Here is a 16869-nt window from a genome sequence, read left to right on the forward strand (position 1 = left end):
AGACAGTTATGACGCTTATATCCGTATTAATCGTGTTAGCAGCAGAGTTTTATTTTAATTGGGGTGCTGAGTACCGAAATTCGGCTTGGTTTAAATTTTATTACGCCAAGATTAATCAGTTTTCTGAACAACTAGAGTCCATCAGTCCATGGCTGCTTGTTGCCGTGATCACTTTACTGCCAGCGTTAGCTTTATTTTTAATTATTAATCTTTTTAGTGGTGCGCTTTACTATCTTGTACTTTTTATTAGTTCCTGTGTTGTGCTTTTCTTGTGTTTAGGCCCTAAAAGGTTAAAAGACTCATTTAAGCCTTATTTTGAAGCCCTCGAACGAGGCGACAAAGAAGGCGCCTATTTTACACTTGAAGAAGAGTCGCTTATTCGTGACCTGCCACAAGATGAAGAAATAGTGAGAAATGCGACGCGAACTATCTTAGTGGAAAGTCAGAGCCGTTATTTTGGTGCTATCTTCTGGTTTATCTTTTTGGGTCCCTACGGCGCATTAATTTACAGAACGGCGCAAACCTATTTAAATACCTGTCATAAAAATGCTGAAGATGAGCTAGCCGATAAGACTACCACGTTAATCCACTGGTTAGATTGGATCCCAAGTCGCTTAACAAGCATTATCTTCTTGTTCACAGGGGACTTTGTGAATGGCTTTTATCGAGTAAGAGATTACTTTGTCGATTTAACCGCAGATAACCGTCAACTTATCAGCGAAACGGGTATTGCAGCACTGGGCTTAGACATGGGCGTATGCGATGGTAAAGTTGAAGAGAATAAAAACGCATTTGCCATGGTTGATAGAACCCTAATGATATATGTTGTCGCAGTCGCTGCGCTTAGTCCACTAGCTTTTTGGTAAAAACCTCACACACCTATTAAAGCTATAAAAAGGTCGCTTAGCGGCCTTTTTTGTTTTTAAAATTTAGCTGAGTAAGTTAAAGTATTTAGTTAGCCTTGCTTATTAAAAGTTTTGGTCTGGTAATAAATAAGATTTCGCATAGTCGATTGTTGTGTTTATGTTTGATTTTGGCTTTCTTGAATATGGTTAGCATGGCTAAATATTGTAATCTCAGATTATAAGTGTTAATTTCTCTTCCAGAATGACTATTGGCAGCTAGTTTTTTCGACCTTTTGTGCAATGTGTATTCAGTTAGCGAGCGTAAAGTCAGTTAATTGGATGCTGAATCGGGTCGCCATATAAACTAATCTTCAATAGTTCCTACAGTAAACTTAGCGCCGAGCCCATGTTTATTGTGTTTTTTGTGTAGCCAACAATGCTTTAGTTTTGGTTAAATCGCCACTTTCTAATCGAATTTTGAGTTTCGCTGCATATTTGTGACCAACTGCTATACTTTTGCTATTTGAGAATAACTAACTTTGCCTTATCGGCTGGTGTTCGGTTAGAAAGATTTCATTTTCAAATAGGCTCAGTGAAGTAAGACTAATAATTGACTTAATTTTACACCAAAAATGCTGCCTAAATTGAAGAGCATTTTAAGTAATGAGGAACCTAATGTCTGATATCCAAAATTCCGATTCACCAAACGATGTGGACCCCATTGAAACGCAAGAGTGGCTGGACGCATTAGAAGCCGTACTTGAAGAAGAAGGTACTGAGCGAGCTCACTTTTTACTGGAAAAATTAATTGATATGGCGCGTCGCTCTGGCGCACATTTACCTTACAGCGCGACTACCGCTTATTTAAATACCATTCCTACCTCTAAAGAAGCATTGATTCCAGGGGACCAAGAGATGGAGCAAAGGCTGCGCTCTATTATCCGTTGGAATGCGATTGCATTAGTATTAAAGGCGAGCAAAAAAAACCAAGAGCTTGGTGGTCATTTGTCTAGCTTTGCATCGTCTGCAACACTGTATGATGTCGGTTTTAATTATTTTTTCCACGCTGCCAATGACGAGCGTGAAGCGGATCTTATTTACTATCAAGGTCACTCTTCACCGGGTATTTATGCTCGAGCATTTTTAGAAGGTCGTATCACTGAAGATCAAATGGGGAATTTCCGCCAAGAAGTTGATGGTAAGGGTCTTTCTTCATATCCTCACCCTTGGTTAATGCCTGATTTTTGGCAGTTTCCCACAGTTTCAATGGGCCTTGGTCCACTTCAAGCAATTTATCAAGCAAGATTTTTAAAATATTTAGAAGACAGAGAGCTTTCTAACACTAAAGGCCGCAAAGTTTGGGCGTTTATGGGTGACGGCGAAATGGATGAGCCAGAGTCATTGGGCGCTATTTCACTTGCGGGACGAGAAAAGCTCGATAATTTGATATTTGTTATCAATTGTAACTTGCAACGACTAGACGGCCCAGTGCGTGGGAATGGAAAAATCATTCAAGAGCTTGAAGGTGGCTTTAGAGGCGCAGGCTGGAACGTCATTAAAGTGATTTGGGGACGATATTGGGACCCTTTAATCGCTCGCGATGTTGATGGAAAACTTCTTAAAGTAATGGAAGAGTCTGTTGATGGAGAGTACCAAAACTATAAATCCAAAGGCGGTAAATTTACCCGCGATTACTTCTTTGGAAAAGATCCTGCGCTACTAGAAATGGTTGCCAACATGTCAGATGCTGACATTTGGCGGTTAAATAGAGGCGGGCACGATCCAACCAAAGTTTATGCCGCTTATCACGCTGCGGTTAACCATAAAGGCCAGCCAACCGTTATTCTCGCAAAAACCGTGAAAGGCTATGGTATGGGAGAAAGTGGCGAAGGTAAAAACATTTCTCATCAAGTGAAAAAAATGAATTTAGACGCATTAAAGCAATTTAGAAATCGTTTTAATGTACCTATATCAGATGAACAGTTAGAAGACGCGCCATTTTATCATCCGGGTGAAGACAGTCCTGAAATTAAATATTTAAAAGAACGTCGTGCTGCGTTAGGCGGCTACTTACCTGCGCGCAGAGCTAAGTCACAGAGTTTGACCATTCCACCGTTAAAAGCGTTTAACGCTATTACTGGAGGTTCAAACGGACGTGAAATATCGACCACAATGGCTTTTGTGCGGATTTTAAATGTGCTGCTTAAAGATAAAGAAATAGGTCAAAGAATCGTACCGATTATTCCAGACGAAGCGCGTACTTTTGGGATGGAAGGTTTATTCCGCCAAATCGGGATTTATTCATCTGTCGGTCAGTTATACGAGCCTGTAGATTCTGATCAGGTAATGTATTACCGAGAAGATAAAAAAGGCCAAATTTTGGAAGAGGGGATTAATGAAGCCGGAGCCATGTCATCATGGATGGCTGCCGCTACAAGTTACTCGAGTAACAACTTGCCCATGATTCCTTTTTATATCTATTACTCGATGTTTGGTTTCCAACGAATTGGCGATTTAGCCTGGGCGGCCGGTGATATGCAGGCCAGAGGGTTTTTAGTTGGCGCTACCTTTGGTAGAACTACTTTAAATGGCGAAGGATTGCAGCATCAAGACGGTCACAGCCATATTTTGGCTTCAACTATTCCCAACTGTATTAGTTACGACCCAACTTTTGGTTATGAACTCGCGTTAATTGTTCGCGATGGAATGCGACGTATGTATGAAGAGCAAGAAAACGTTTTTTATTACATTACAACCTTAAATGAAAACTATGTGCATGGCGAAATGCCTGAAGGTAGTGAAGAGGGAATTATTAAAGGAATGTATCTGCTCCAGCAAGGTAAAAAATCTAAAGCTAAGCAGAAACCAACTCGAGTACAACTATTAGGCAGCGGCGCTATATTAAATGAAGTTATTGAAGCCGCTAAATTACTGGAAGATGATTTTAAAGTTGTTGCCGATATTTGGAGCGTTACCAGCTTTAATGAGCTGGCGCGCGATGGCCAAGATGTGGTTAGGCACAATTTGCTAAACCCTGAGCAGAAAAAGCCTAAAGCGAGTTTTGTCGAGCAATGTTTGGCTAAACAAGAAGGTCCAGTGATAGCATCAACGGACTCTATGAAATCATACGCCGAACAAATTAGAGCCTATGTACCTGGCAGTTACACAGTATTAGGCACTGATGGATTTGGGCGAAGTGATTCTAGAGAAAACTTGCGCCGCTTCTTCGAAGTCGATCGTTATTACGTCGCAGTTGCGGCGCTTAAGGCATTGGCTGACGAGGGGACAATTAGTCCTAAAGAAGTGACCAAAGCTATCAAGCGATACAATATCGATATTTCTAAACCTAACCCACTACATAGCTAAGGGAGGATTGAAAATGAGTCAATTAATTTCAGTCAATGTCCCTGATATTGGCGATGCAGAAAGTGTTGATGTAATTGAAGTGTTAGTTAATGTTGGCGATAGTATTGCTAAAGAAGACTCGCTTATTACACTTGAAACCGATAAAGCCACAATGGATATACCATCAAGTCATGCTGGTGTAGTTAAAAAAGTTCACGTTTTAGTCGGTGATAAAGTTTCACAAGGCGATTTAATATTAGAAGTAGAAGAAACCGACAGTCAAACGGATTCACAAGATTCTCAAGCTAAAGAAGCTGACTCTAATCAGTCGGAAGCAACGAGTGAAAATGAAGCCAAGGCTGACAAGCCTGCCGAGCCAACGCCAAACGAATCGGCAGATGACGAAGCTCAAGCAGACTCCGATGAAAAGCAAGAAAAGTCGATAGTTGTACCGGATATCGGTGATTCAGATGAAGTCGATGTGATTGAAGTATTGATTCAGGCCGGTGATAAAGTCGACAAAGATCAAGGCTTGATTGTTTTAGAAACTGATAAAGCAACGATGGAAGTTCCAGCTGAGTTTGCTGGCGAAATAATAGAAGTTAGCGTTAAGGTTGGCGACAAAGTTTCACAAGGCGATGTGTTAGGCAAAGCTCTTGTACAAGGGGCTAGCTCAGTCAAACCTAAAGGTTCTGCAAATCAAAGCGCTGAAAGCAACGACGCTAACTCTAAAGACGATAATAAATCGAGTGAGAAACCGTCAAACTCAACAAGCCGTTCGACCCCTGAAGCTAGTTCTAGTTCACGTGGAGCGCCAGTACCAGAGCATCCGCAAATGAAAAAACGTGCTTCTGGTGGTGTTGTGCACGCCAGTCCGGCAGTGCGTCGTTTTGCGCGAGAGCTGGGTGCTGACCTTTCTCTTGTGAACGGCTCTGGGCCTAAAGGGCGAATCGTAAAGCAAGATGTTCAGAACTTTATAAAGTTTGAATTATCTCGCCCTAAAGCGACCGCTACCACAGGTGCATTTGCCATGCCTGAAATGCCGGTTGTTGACCATGCCAAATGGGGAGAAATAGAAACTAAATCGCTTTCTCGAATACAAAAAATTAGCAGCGTTAACTTACATCGAAATTGGATAACGATTCCTCATGTGACGCAACATGAAGATGCCGATATTACCGAGCTAGATGCGTTTCGCAAGTCATTGAAAGAAGAGGCTGCGAAAGATGGTGTTAGGTTAACTCCGCTAGCCTTTATAATGAAAGGTTTGGTCCATACTTTAAAAGCATTCCCAAAATTTAATGCGTCTTTGGCGAATGATGGTGAAAATTTAATTATCAAAAATTATTACCATATTGGGGTCGCGGTAGAAACACCTGATGGACTAACAGTTCCAGTTATCCGTAACGTCGATCAAAAAAGCATCTATACTTTAGCCACTGAACTAGGTGAGATAAGTGCTAAAGCTAGAGATAAGAAACTGTCCGCTGATGATATGCAAGGTAGCAGTTTTACTATTTCTTCATTAGGCGGAATAGGTGGTACTGCCTTCTCGCCTATTGTAAAATGGCCGGATGTTGCCATACTAGGTTTGTCTCGAAACAAAATGCAGCCGGTATGGAACGGTAGCGAGTTTGTTCCTCGATTAATGTTGCCTATGTCTTTGTCTTATGACCATCGTGTAATTGATGGTGCAGACGCAGCTAGATTTGTGGTGCATTTGTCGCAAACGCTTAACGATATTCGACGCGTTCTTTTAAAGTAATTAATTAGCGCAAATTAGCGCTGGTTAGCAAATAGACTAAGCAGGCCTTTTAACAAGGCCTGTGTTAATTTGAAAAGGTGAAAGCACTATGAGTAATGACATTCAAGCGCAGGTTGTGGTAATTGGCGCAGGCCCTGGTGGCTATACAGCTGCGTTCCGCGCGGCCGACTTGGGTCTTAATGTAGTTTTAGTTGAAAAGTATTCAACCTTAGGCGGCGTATGTTTAAACGTTGGCTGTATTCCTTCTAAAGCCTTGTTACATTCTGCCAAAGTAATTGACGAAGCTAAAAGCATGGAATCTCATGGTGTTGCTTTTGGAGAGCCAAAAATTGATGTAAATAAAATTCGCGAATACAAAGACGGTGTAGTCGGTCAGCTCACTAAAGGTTTAGCTGGCATGGCTAAAATGCGTAAAGTGAAAGTGGTTCAAGGCACGGCAAAGTTTACTTCTAAAAATACCCTAGCAATTGAAGGGAATGACGATGTTAAAACCATCAACTTCGAAAACTGCATTATCGCTGCTGGTTCGCGTGTAGTTAAGTTACCTTTCTTACCAGAAGATGATCGTATTGTTGATTCTACTGGCGCGTTGGAGCTTAAAAATGTTCCTGAAAAAATGCTAATTCTAGGTGGCGGTATTATTGGTTTAGAAATGGCAACCGTATATCGCGCTTTGGGTAGTAGTATTGACGTTGTTGAAATGGCCGATCAGTTAATTCCAGCAGCAGATAAAGATGTTATAAAGCCGTTTCAGCGTTTTGTTAGCAAGCAGTATAACGCTATTATGCTAGAGACTAGCGTGACAAAAGTTGAAGCCAAAGATGATGGTTTATACGTTACCTTTGAAGGCAAAAAAGCGCCTAAAGAGCCCGTTCGTTACGACAAAATATTGTCAGCTGTAGGTCGTCGTCCGAATGGTGATTTGGTTGATGCAGAAAAAGCTGGGGTTAACGTAGACGAGCGTGGCTTTATTGCAGTTGATAAGCAGTTAAGAACTAATGTTCCTAATATTTATGCAATTGGTGACTTAGTTGGGCAACCAATGTTAGCGCATAAAGCGACTCACGAAGCGCATGTAGTAGCAGAAGTTATTGCCGGTAAAAAGCACGCGTTTGAACCACAATGTATTCCTAGTGTCGCTTATACTGATCCAGAAATTGCTTGGGTTGGCCTAACCGAAAAAGAAGCCAAACAAAAAGGCATTGACTTTGGCGTGGGGACTTTCCCATGGGCAGCCAGTGGTCGTGCTATTGGCGCTGGTCGTACTGAAGGCTTTGCGAAGAGCATTTACGATAAAAAAACCAATCGCATTATTGGTGCGGCAGTAGTTGGGATTAATGCAGGTGAAATAATTGGCGAGGCTGGCTTAGCTATTGAAATGGGATGTGATGCAGAAGATATTGCGTTAACTGTACACGCTCATCCAACGCTTTCAGAGTCGCTAGCGTTTTCTGCTGAAGCCTATGAAGGAACTTGCACAGACTTACCACCAGCGCGTAAAAAATAAACCGGTTTAATATGGGTTAATATTTTACCTAAGTTTGTAGAGAAACTTGAGCCCCTTACTGTTTGGTTAGGGGCTTTTTAGTATTAAAGTAGGAGAATAAAAATGGCAGTTAGATTAAAAATAGTCAGTCTATTTTTGCTATTTGTTATGCTGCTAATGCCAGGGCTACTTCAAGCAACCGTCATTTTACAGTACCACCATATATCTAACGACACGCCCAAAGCGACTAGTCTTTCGCCAGAGCTTTTTAAAGCGCATATGCTTTACCTGCATCATCAGGAATTTAATGTCATTTCAATGGCTGAACTAGTAAAGGCGCTTAAAACAGGACAGCCATTACCTAAAAAGTCAGTGGTCATCACTTTCGATGATGGCTATCAAAACATTTATGAAAACGCCTTGCCGATTTTAAAGGAGTTTGAGTATCCGTTTACGGTATTTATCAATACGCAACCGATAGTCCAAAAGCTGCCCCAATTTATGACCACAAAGCAACTGAAAGAGCTGGTTAAAAATGGTGCAACGTTAGGCAATCACAGTGCTACTCATGCCCACTTAATTCGTAAACTTCAAACTGACCAAGGGGTCGAGTCTGATCAAGCTTATGTAAAGCGAATAAAAGATGAAATATTAAGTGTAGAAACTTTTATTCATGAGCAGTTTAATCAAGACTTAAAAATATTTGCCTACCCATTTGGCGAGTGGAATTCTGCATTAAAGCAGTTAGTCAGTAAGCTTGGTTATATTGCCTTTAGCCAAAATTCTGGAGCAGTAGGTTCTGGTGTTGAATTAACTAGCATTCCACGGTTTCCGTTTGGTGGCCAATATGGTGATTTAGAAGATTTTAAACTTAAAGTAAACACTTTGCCTATGCCGCTAGAAAGCACTCAAAGTTATGCAGAGAGTGGAGAGTTGCTTACAGATATAGTTCTAGCGGATGGGGTTACTCGGCCTAAGTTAAAGTTAACTTTAAAACAAGATTTTGCTAAGTTAGATGTACAGTGTTATCTATCGGGCCAAGGGCGGTTAAAGAAAACAGTTGAAGGACAGTCGTTGCTGTTTGAACCGAATAAACCGCTAAATGCGGGTCGCTCTAAATATAACTGCACTGCAAAATCACCTCAACAAGGAGGTTATTATTGGTACTCTGTGGTTTGGATTAAAAAGTTACCCAATGGAAAGTGGTATTCTGAATAACACCACTTTCTAGTGGTGTTTAAGCGCTTTCTAGCCGACTAGTTGGTTTCAATAAACTTCCTGCAAGCATTCCTATAATGGCGGCGAAAAAACCATAAAAATGTGCCGGTAGTGCAGTTTCGTTCAAAAACATTTCGGCACAACCCCAAGCAATACAGCCAATAATAATTGCCCATAAAGCACCATTATTGTTTGCTGCTGGCCAATAAATTCCCGCGATTAAAGGGACTAGTGCTACCACTAAAGTGACCTTATAAGCGTTTTGCACCAGTTCGTGAATACTTGTATTGGATTGATTTGCCCAAAGCGCATAGGCTGTTACCAAAACCGCAAACCCAAACAGGGTAAAGCGCATGACTTTTAATAGCTTAAGATCGCTAATATGACGTTTTAGTAGCAAGGGTTTTAAAACATTTTCGCTGAGGGTGACCGATGGCGCTAACAACGTACCACTAGCAGTACTCATAATGACCGAGAGTAGTGCACCAAAAAAGATAATTTGGGCCGACACGGGTAGGTGGTTCAGTATTAGCGAAGGTAACACGAGTTGAGGATCTTTTTGCGACAATTGTGCACTCATTTCTGGCGCAATAATAAACGCGGAGTAAGCAAGATAAATGGGAATGGCGGCAAAGAAAAAATAAGTAACTCCCCCAATAACAGTGCCCCATACTGCAATTTTTTCATTTTTAGCAGAGTTGGCTCGTTGAAAAACATCTTGCTGCGGAATGGAGCCTAAAGCCATAGTTAAAAAGCCGGCAACAAAAGTAACAATGGCGGCGAAATTGGCGTCGGGCCAAAAATTAAACTTGTTGTGGTTTAGCGCGTGCTCCCAAACTGTTTTAAAGCCACCAGTTTGCTCAGAAACGAGATGCGTAATCCAAAATAAGCCTGCCACTATGACAATCATTTGAATAAATGTGGTGATTGCCACCGACCACATGCCGCCAAATAAAGTGTAGAGCAATACAATCGCCGCGCCTAAAACGATACCTGCTGAAACTGGCAAAGTGTCGAGACTTAGAATGTTAAAGACCAAACCCAGCGCGGTTACTTGAGCAGAAACCCAGCCTAAGTATGAAATAGCAATGGCGATAGACACACTTATTTCTACTGGTTGACTAAAGCGGTTGCGATAAAAGTCACCTAGTGTGAGTAAATTTTTTCGGTAAAGTGGTCGTGCTAAAAATAAACCAAAAAAGATCAGACAGAAAGCAGCACCAAAAGGATCACTGATTAACGCACCCAAATCTTCAGCAATAAAGCTCGCGGGCATACCAAGCAAAGTTTCGGCACCAAACCAAGTTGCGAATACCATCGCGACTACTACCATCAGGGGGAGTTGACGGCCCGCGGTAACGTAATCTTTAGTTGTATTTACGCGGCGTGCTGCGGCAATACCGATGCTAATAGAAATCATTAAATAAACAGAAACGAAAGCGACTAACATGCTTTTTTAAGCCTCTTAAAAAGCGTACGGTCGAGCGATTAGCTGGTATAGACACGCACTAAAAAAAAGATGCGCTAATATAAGAGAGAAAGCTAGATTTTGGCGAGAAATTTTTTCATATTTTGCATTATTTTTTAGTATTTATAGGGGAAAGGTACTGATTTTCAACCCTGCTGTGTTATTAAGCTCACTTTATGGCGTCGATGCGAGCAGGTAAATTTAGGAGTTAGTCGCAAATTTAACTCCAATAAGCTTAAATAGTCTGTTCACTATAAGAGAGTTTGGTAGGTTATATCGCGGGCATTTAGTTCAATCCCTCATTGTAATAAGGAATTCTTATGCGTGACACACTCGATAAGACGCGGCAAACAACTCTCCGCAGCGATTTAATAAGTCGTCGCGACTTTATTTGTGCAGGTTTAACCGCAAGTGGCGGCTTGATGGTAGCTAGTTTAGCTCAGCAAGCTAACGCATTTGATAAGCGTGATTTAACTCAAACGGCTTATTTTTCTCGTGAAGTAGAGCGAATAGGCTTTTTTGTCGAAATTACCCCACAAGGCAAAGTTATTATTGGTAATAACCAGCCAGAAATAGGCCAAGGGATCGGCTCGACTATACCAATGCTAATTGCAGAAGAACTAGAAGTAGCGTGGCAAAATGTTACGGTTAAACAAATGCCGCTAGGAATTGTAAAAAACGCAAAAGGTTACGCCTGGAAGTATGGCGGGCAAGGGGTAGGCGGCAGTACCGGTTTGACTAATAACTGGGTCAGTATGCGAGAAGTTGGTGCTTCGGCACGCTTATTGTTACAACTAGCTGCAGCAAACGTATGGAATATTAAGGTCGAGAATACTAACTGCCATTTAGGCCAAGTGGTAAACCAGAAAACTAACCAATCGCTAAGTTATGCAGAGTTGGTGGGAATTGCCGCGAAGCTGCCCTTACCAGAGCAAGCGCCAAAACTTAAGCCGTTAGCTAAACATTCAATTATTGGAAAAGAGCAACGTCAATTAGAGCTGGAAAAGATTGTTACTGGACAAGTGCGCTTTGGAATCGACTCTGCGCCACAGCAAGCAAAAATAGCCATGCTAGCTCGCAGCCCGTATTTAGATGGTCAGGTAAAGTCTTTTGATGGTAGCGAGAGTATGAAAGTAGCCGGTGTCATCGATATTTTTAAGTTGGCAGGGCCTAAAGCCGGCGAACCCTACCATATTTTAGCTGAAGCGGTGGTGGTAGTGGCAGAAACAACTTGGGCCGCAATGCAAGCTAAGCAAAAGTTGAAAATTCAATGGCATCATGGGCCGCATTCAAACGAATCGTCAGCATTTTTTATCGCCCAATGTGACCAGCTTTTGGCGGGCCAAGGTCAGCGCGTGAGGAACGATGGCGACTGCGAAGCGGCATTTAAAAAAGCCGCCAAAGTAATCAAACGAAATTACTTCGTGCCTTTTGTTGCCCACGCACCGCTTGAAGTTCAAAATTGTTTTGCCGAGATAAAATCGGACTATTGTAAAATCATTGTACCTACGCAAATGCCTTCTGGTGTGTCACGAGCCGTGCATGCCGCAACCAATATTCCTAGAGAAAACATTAATATAGAAATGACTCGTGTTGGCGGCGCTTTCGGGCGGCGTTTAAGTGTCGATTATGCTGTTGAAGCCGCGCTCATTGCCCAGAAAACAGGGCTGCCTATTCAAGTAGTTTGGTCGCGAGAAGATGATATGCAGCATGACTTTTATCGGCCATCGGGTAAGCATTTATTAACTGCTGCTGTCGACCACGAATCTAATATTAGTGCATGGAAACACAGTTTAGCCAGTGCGAGTAAGTATTACCGTCGCGCCAATGTAGCAGAGTCAGATTACTGGAAAGCTGAGCTTTACCCAGATGATTTCCCTGCAAATATATTAGACAATTTTTGTTTAGAATATTTCTCGGTGCAGTCTGGAGTACCTAGAGGTAGTTGGCGAGCACCAGCGCATACTGCTAATGCATTTGCAATACAAAGTTTTCTAGATGAAGTCGCCTTTGAAACCAAGCAAGATCCGCTAACCTTAAGATTGAAGTTATTAGGGGAGCCGCGAGAATTAAAATATGAGGGGCATGGTGGGCCCACGTTCAATCCTGGCAGACTCGCCAAGCTACTTAAATATGTGGCTCAGCAAATAGACTATTCAAAGCCAAGGCCTAAAGGTCGAGGTGTAGGACTTGCCTGTCATTTTACTTTTGGAGGTTACGCGGCTCATGCGATTGAGGTAAGCGTGACAAAGAGCGGCGAACTCAAAATTAATAGGATTGTTGCCGCCATGGATTGCGGTTTGGTGGTCAACCCTGATGCGGTAAAGGCACAGCTCCAAGGTGCGACTATTGACGGGCTTAGCACTGCGTTAAGTTTAGCCGTGACCCTTGCTGGAGGGCAAATTCAAGAGTCTAATTTTGATACTTACCCAATCGCTCGAATGCATCAAATCCCCATTGATTTTGAGACTCACCTGCTTCCTTGGGATGATAAACCAACTGGCGTCGGGGAAATTCCTTTACCTCCGGTGGCGCCAGCATTAACTAATGCGATTTTTAAAGCTACCGGTAAAAGGATAAGACATTTACCTATTGGCGATCAGCTAACCGCAGGCGTTATTTGATTACTGGCAGGTTACTTTAAATAAATAAGTAGCAAACCATTGTTATGAGTAAGGTACCTGCAAGATTTAACGCCAATCCATTTTTGACCATTTGCTGTATTGGTACTCGGTTACTTCCATAGACAATCGCATTAGGTGCGGTAGCGACAGGAAGCATAAATGCGCAGCTTGCACTCATTGCCGCTGGCACCATTAAAAGTGCAGGGTCTATTTTTGCACTTAGCGCGGCAGAAGCTAAAATGGGCATTAGTAAAGCGGTGGTTGCTGTGTTGCTTGTCATTTCGGTCATAAAAGTTACCGTAAACGCGATTACCATGATTAGCAGTACCACAGGCAATAAAGTTACTGCACTAAGCTGTTCACCAATAATGTTAGAAAGCCCGCTGCTAGAAAATGCTTTGGCAATACAAATCCCCCCAGCAAAGAGTAATAAAACGCCCCATGGAATTTGGTTTGCAGTTTTCCAGTCGAGTAATTTGCCTTGCTTACCATCGGGAATAATAAATAGGGCTAAACAGGCTAGCATTGCAACGTTAGCGTCAGTTGCTCCGTAAAAGCCTGTTAATTCGCGCCAGCCTCCGAATGGTTCTTGTCTTGTGATCCATAATAGCGCCGTTACTGCAAACACCCACATCACCCGTTTTTCAACTAAACTCCAAGCGCCACTAGCGGGTACTTCGATACGAACTTTCGAATCAATATTGCGAGTTAGCCATAACATCATAATAGGAATAAACACCACGACCAATGGGACTCCCCATTTCATCCAGTCAAAAAAGCTTAAGCTAATTCCTGTCGCTTCTTGGTAGGTAGATAAAAATAAAGCATTTGGGGGAGTGCCAATGGGCGTACCTATGCCGCCCACACTAGCCGCGTAAGCAATGCCGAGCAATAAGGTGGTAGTAAGTTTTGCATTTTGACTTGCTTCTAAAGTTGCTAACGCGACTGGCAATAACATTAAGGTGGTGGCGGTATTGGATATCCACATGCTTAATAATGCTGCCGCCGCCATAAATCCCATCACTAGGCGTTTAGGCGAAGCTCCGCCAAACAAGTTGACCATAATTAAAGCGACTCTACGGTGCGCGCCAGAATAGGCCATAGATTGGCTAAGAATAAAGCCGCCTAATAATAATAAGATTAAATGGTGTCCATATGCTTGCGCAACCTGATTTGAGTTAAGTACACCTGTCATTGGGAAAACCGCCAGCGGAATTAAAGAAGTAATGGGGATAGGAATTGGCTCGGTTATCCACCAAATGGCACATAATAAAGTCACCCCCGCAACAATGGCTACTTCACGGCTAAAGCCAGTAGAAGTTAAACTGACTCCCAACGCAATACTGAGTAGTGGAGTGACCCACAAAGCTAGACTTTTAATATTTTTCATCGATTACAGCATAAGATTTTTAATTTTTATATAAATTAAGTCTACACTTAACGGAGGGCGTTGAAAACCTTCAAAGTAAAGGGGTTAATTTGAAACCAACGGGTACAAAATGAGAATTGAAGAGCTTGGTTTAGCCGCCGGAAACGGTATGCAGTTGCAAATCGGTGAAAATGCCGCGCACCGTTATCCGGTGAAGTTTTTTGGGATAAACCCTAAAGGCAGCGTGATTGTCTCTGCGCCTCGTTCTGGCGAAGATAAAATGATTTTCGTTAGGGAAGGGCAGCTTGTTACCTTAAGGTTTGTTGCGCAAAATGTCGCGTCGGGCTTTACTACCCGGGTAATCGCTACTCGAGGGCAGCCTTACCCTTATCTTCATTTAGAAATACCCAAAGAAGTTCAAACCGTAGAGGTGCGAAAAGAAGTTCGAGTTTCAACAGATATCGCGGTCACTATTATTAACAAAACTCATAATTCACCGGCGCTGACCGGTCGTATGATGAACATGAGTTGCTCTGGTGGTCGAATAGAAACTAATACTAAAATTGCACACAAAGGTAATCACTTAAATATTACAATGAAATTGTTTCTTGAAGAAATTGAGCGATTAATTACTTTTCAAGGGGAAGTGACTTACTTAAAAGAAGATGAAGAAGCCAAATTATTCACTTATGGCGTGAATATTGACGAAATCGACGAAGAAGACATGGTAAGTTTGCGAGGCTTTGTTTATCAGGAGTTGTTACGTAGTTTGCACATGATATAAAGCCTAAAGTCACATAGTCGTTAAACACCGCTACTATGTGACTCGGCTACAAAGTTAATTTATTTTAACTTTAGTGAATTATTAAATTAGCTGTTAGCATCTAAAAACTTTTCCGCATCTAACGCCGCCATACAACCCATACCTGCTGAAGTTACCGCTTGTTTATAGACTTGATCTGCTACATCCCCTGCAGCATAAACACCTTCAACACTGGTTGCCGTGGCATTTCCCTGAAGCCCACTTTTTACTTTGATATAGCCGTTTTCCATTTCTAGTTGGCCAGCAAAAATATCGGTGTTGGGTTTATGTCCAATGGCAATAAAAACACCCTCAAGATCAAGTTGTTGGGTTGACTCGTCTTGTGTGCTTTTAATCCGAATACCGGTTACGCCCATATTATCGCCAAGTACTTCATCTAAAGTGTTGTTCCAATGTAGCTTAATATTACCGTTTTCAGCCTTTTCAAATAAGTGATCTTGTAAGATTTTCTCACTTCTTAAAGTATCTCTGCGGTGTACTAAATGAACTTCTGAAGCAATGTTGGATAAATATAAGGCTTCTTCAACTGCAGTATTTCCGCCGCCAATAACCGCAACCTTTTTATTACGATAGAAAAAGCCATCACAGGTAGCACAGGCTGAAACCCCTTTTCCTTTAAACGCTTCTTCTGACTCAAGTCCTAAATACATTGCTGAAGCGCCGGTTGCGATGACCAGTGCATCTGCTGTGTAAGTGCCTTGATCACCGGTTAAAGTAAAAGGGCGTTGGCTCAAATCCGTAGTATGAATATGATCGAAAATAATTTCTGTACCAAAGCGGAGCGCGTGCTTTTCCATTCGATCCATTAATTCTGGTCCTTGCACGCCTTCATTGTCGCCTGGCCAGTTATCAACATCGGTTGTCGTGGTTAATTGACCGCCTTTTTCCATTCCGGTGATAATGACTGGTGATAGGTTTGCTCTCGCACCATAAACTGCTGCCGAATAGCCAGCCGGTCCAGAACCAAGAATGAGTAACTTACAATGACGAGATTGAGACATGAAAAACTCCGATTGTCTTAATTGTTAGGGGAAAGCAAAGTTGCTTAAATTTTAATGCAGCGATTTTAGGAGGCTTTGCCGTTTCAGACAAGTGCAACCTAATAGGAATTATCTATAATGATTCAATTACCACATTAAATCGTCCGGAATTTGATATTCCGCATAGGGATCATCTTCTGCCGGTTCAAGAGTTGACTCATTAAGAGATATGATAAAGTCATTCGATCTTTGTTGAATTTTTTCAGCAATAACTTTAGGCACTAGCGCATAACCCTGTAAATGCTTAGCTATGGCTAACTGACCTTGAGTTAAATGCTTGTGAACTAAGTTTGACACTTCAATCTTTTTAATAGCGCCTTGGTCAGAGAAGTTAAAGCTTATTACGGGCTCGCCAAGTGGTTGTTGGTTAGACTCAATCAGTTGCTTGATTTGAGCAACAATAGCCTTTTGCTCTGCTTGAGCATTTTTCTCTTGATTTAGCTCGCGTGCACGCTGCGCTTGTTGCTCTAGGGCTTGCTGGGCGGCTAGCTTGCTTTGATCTAAGCTGCTGTCTTTCTGCTTACGCTTTAATTTATTTTGTTTGCGCTTTTCGCCTTTCGCCTTGTTGGCTTTATCTTTCGTGGTTAAGCCCGCTTTTAGTAATTGCTCTTGCAAAGAAGCCATGGTTTTTCCTAATACTTAGTTGTTAACTTTTAACGCGAAGTTAGTGCCGTATTAATTATGCCTATCAACCTGCAGAATAATACATTGAGCTCGCAAATTATATTGAGCCGGCCCGATAAATTACACCGAAAAGTTTATATTGTTCGATAGCGCACTATTATTGTGGCTTTATAAGCTAAATTCAATCGAAATAAGACTTCTTAATGCGCCAAACGACAAAAGCCCTGTAAACAGGGCTTTAAAATCACATTCGCTTTATAAA

11 protein-coding genes are annotated in these 16869 nt (G+C 42.0%); 7 read left to right on the forward strand and 4 right to left on the reverse strand.

What is annotated here, in order from left to right:
* Positions 1-8: 8 nt before the first annotated feature.
* The 5 genes from ampE to ACUR5C_RS06390 all read left to right on the forward strand — a co-directional run bounded on the left by ampE (position 9) and on the right by ACUR5C_RS06390 (position 8659).
* The gene (gene ampE / locus ACUR5C_RS06370) at positions 9-866 is read left to right on the forward strand and encodes a regulatory signaling modulator protein AmpE (RefSeq protein WP_454467521.1); all 858 of its coding nucleotides are present in this window, start codon (positions 9-11) and stop codon (positions 864-866) included.
* Between the two features lie 654 nt (positions 867-1520).
* The gene (gene aceE, locus ACUR5C_RS06375) at positions 1521-4211 is read left to right on the forward strand and encodes a pyruvate dehydrogenase (acetyl-transferring), homodimeric type (RefSeq protein WP_454467522.1); all 2691 of its coding nucleotides are present in this window, start codon (positions 1521-1523) and stop codon (positions 4209-4211) included.
* 13 nt (positions 4212-4224) lie between these two features.
* Entirely contained in the window at positions 4225-5955 is a 1731-nt protein-coding gene (gene aceF, locus ACUR5C_RS06380; RefSeq protein WP_454467523.1) for a dihydrolipoyllysine-residue acetyltransferase, read from the forward strand.
* An 88-nt stretch (positions 5956-6043) separates the two neighbouring features.
* Entirely contained in the window at positions 6044-7462 is a 1419-nt protein-coding gene (gene lpdA, locus ACUR5C_RS06385) for a dihydrolipoyl dehydrogenase (RefSeq protein ID WP_454467524.1), read from the forward strand.
* A gap of 102 nt (positions 7463-7564) precedes the next feature.
* Entirely contained in the window at positions 7565-8659 is a 1095-nt protein-coding gene (locus ACUR5C_RS06390) for a polysaccharide deacetylase family protein (RefSeq protein ID WP_454467525.1), read from the forward strand.
* 19 nt (positions 8660-8678) lie between these two features.
* Here the strand turns inward: ACUR5C_RS06390 and ACUR5C_RS06395 are convergent, their stop codons facing one another.
* Complete coding sequence (locus tag ACUR5C_RS06395; RefSeq protein WP_454467526.1) at positions 8679-10109, reverse strand: high affinity choline transporter 1; 1431 nt, start codon at positions 10107-10109, stop codon at positions 8679-8681.
* A 338-nt stretch (positions 10110-10447) separates the two neighbouring features.
* Between ACUR5C_RS06395 and ACUR5C_RS06400 the strand changes: the two genes are divergently transcribed.
* Complete coding sequence (locus ACUR5C_RS06400) at positions 10448-12751, forward strand: xanthine dehydrogenase family protein molybdopterin-binding subunit (RefSeq protein ID WP_454467527.1); 2304 nt, start codon at positions 10448-10450, stop codon at positions 12749-12751.
* 16 nt (positions 12752-12767) lie between these two features.
* On the opposite strand, the gene ACUR5C_RS06405 is transcribed toward ACUR5C_RS06400, so the two are convergent.
* Complete coding sequence (locus ACUR5C_RS06405; protein ID WP_454467528.1) at positions 12768-14141, reverse strand: SLC13 family permease; 1374 nt, start codon at positions 14139-14141, stop codon at positions 12768-12770.
* Positions 14142-14250: 109 nt separating this feature from the next.
* Here ACUR5C_RS06405 and ACUR5C_RS06410 point away from each other — a divergent pair, with 109 nt between their 5' ends.
* Entirely contained in the window at positions 14251-14904 is a 654-nt protein-coding gene (locus ACUR5C_RS06410; protein ID WP_454467529.1) for a flagellar brake protein, read from the forward strand.
* An 86-nt stretch (positions 14905-14990) separates the two neighbouring features.
* Here the strand turns inward: ACUR5C_RS06410 and trxB are convergent, their stop codons facing one another.
* Together trxB and ACUR5C_RS06420 are read right to left on the reverse strand one after the other, a co-directional pair.
* Positions 14991-15944: a thioredoxin-disulfide reductase gene (gene trxB, locus ACUR5C_RS06415; RefSeq protein WP_454467530.1), complete on the reverse strand. Its 954-nt coding sequence runs from the start codon at positions 15942-15944 to the stop codon at positions 14991-14993.
* A gap of 126 nt (positions 15945-16070) precedes the next feature.
* Positions 16071-16607 carry a DUF2058 domain-containing protein gene (locus tag ACUR5C_RS06420; RefSeq protein ID WP_454467531.1) on the reverse strand — a complete coding sequence of 179 codons (537 nt, stop codon included), beginning with the start codon at positions 16605-16607 and terminating at the stop codon, positions 16071-16073.
* Positions 16608-16869: the final 262 nt, after the last annotated feature.

The organism is Aliikangiella aequoris, from assembly GCF_053709105.1.

Coding starts and splice junctions, on each gene's coding strand:
- ampE (WP_454467521.1), top strand. CDS start 9: ATGACGCTTATATCCGTATTAATCGTGTTAGCAGCAGAGTTTTATTTT.
- aceE (WP_454467522.1), top strand. CDS start 1,521: ATGTCTGATATCCAAAATTCCGATTCACCAAACGATGTGGACCCCATT.
- aceF (WP_454467523.1), top strand. CDS start 4,225: ATGAGTCAATTAATTTCAGTCAATGTCCCTGATATTGGCGATGCAGAA.
- lpdA (WP_454467524.1), top strand. CDS start 6,044: ATGAGTAATGACATTCAAGCGCAGGTTGTGGTAATTGGCGCAGGCCCT.
- ACUR5C_RS06390 (WP_454467525.1), top strand. CDS start 7,565: ATGGCAGTTAGATTAAAAATAGTCAGTCTATTTTTGCTATTTGTTATG.
- ACUR5C_RS06395 (WP_454467526.1), bottom strand. CDS start 10,109: ATGTTAGTCGCTTTCGTTTCTGTTTATTTAATGATTTCTATTAGCATC.
- ACUR5C_RS06400 (WP_454467527.1), top strand. CDS start 10,448: ATGCGTGACACACTCGATAAGACGCGGCAAACAACTCTCCGCAGCGAT.
- ACUR5C_RS06405 (WP_454467528.1), bottom strand. CDS start 14,141: ATGAAAAATATTAAAAGTCTAGCTTTGTGGGTCACTCCACTACTCAGT.
- ACUR5C_RS06410 (WP_454467529.1), top strand. CDS start 14,251: ATGAGAATTGAAGAGCTTGGTTTAGCCGCCGGAAACGGTATGCAGTTG.
- trxB (WP_454467530.1), bottom strand. CDS start 15,944: ATGTCTCAATCTCGTCATTGTAAGTTACTCATTCTTGGTTCTGGACCG.
- ACUR5C_RS06420 (WP_454467531.1), bottom strand. CDS start 16,607: ATGGCTTCTTTGCAAGAGCAATTACTAAAAGCGGGCTTAACCACGAAA.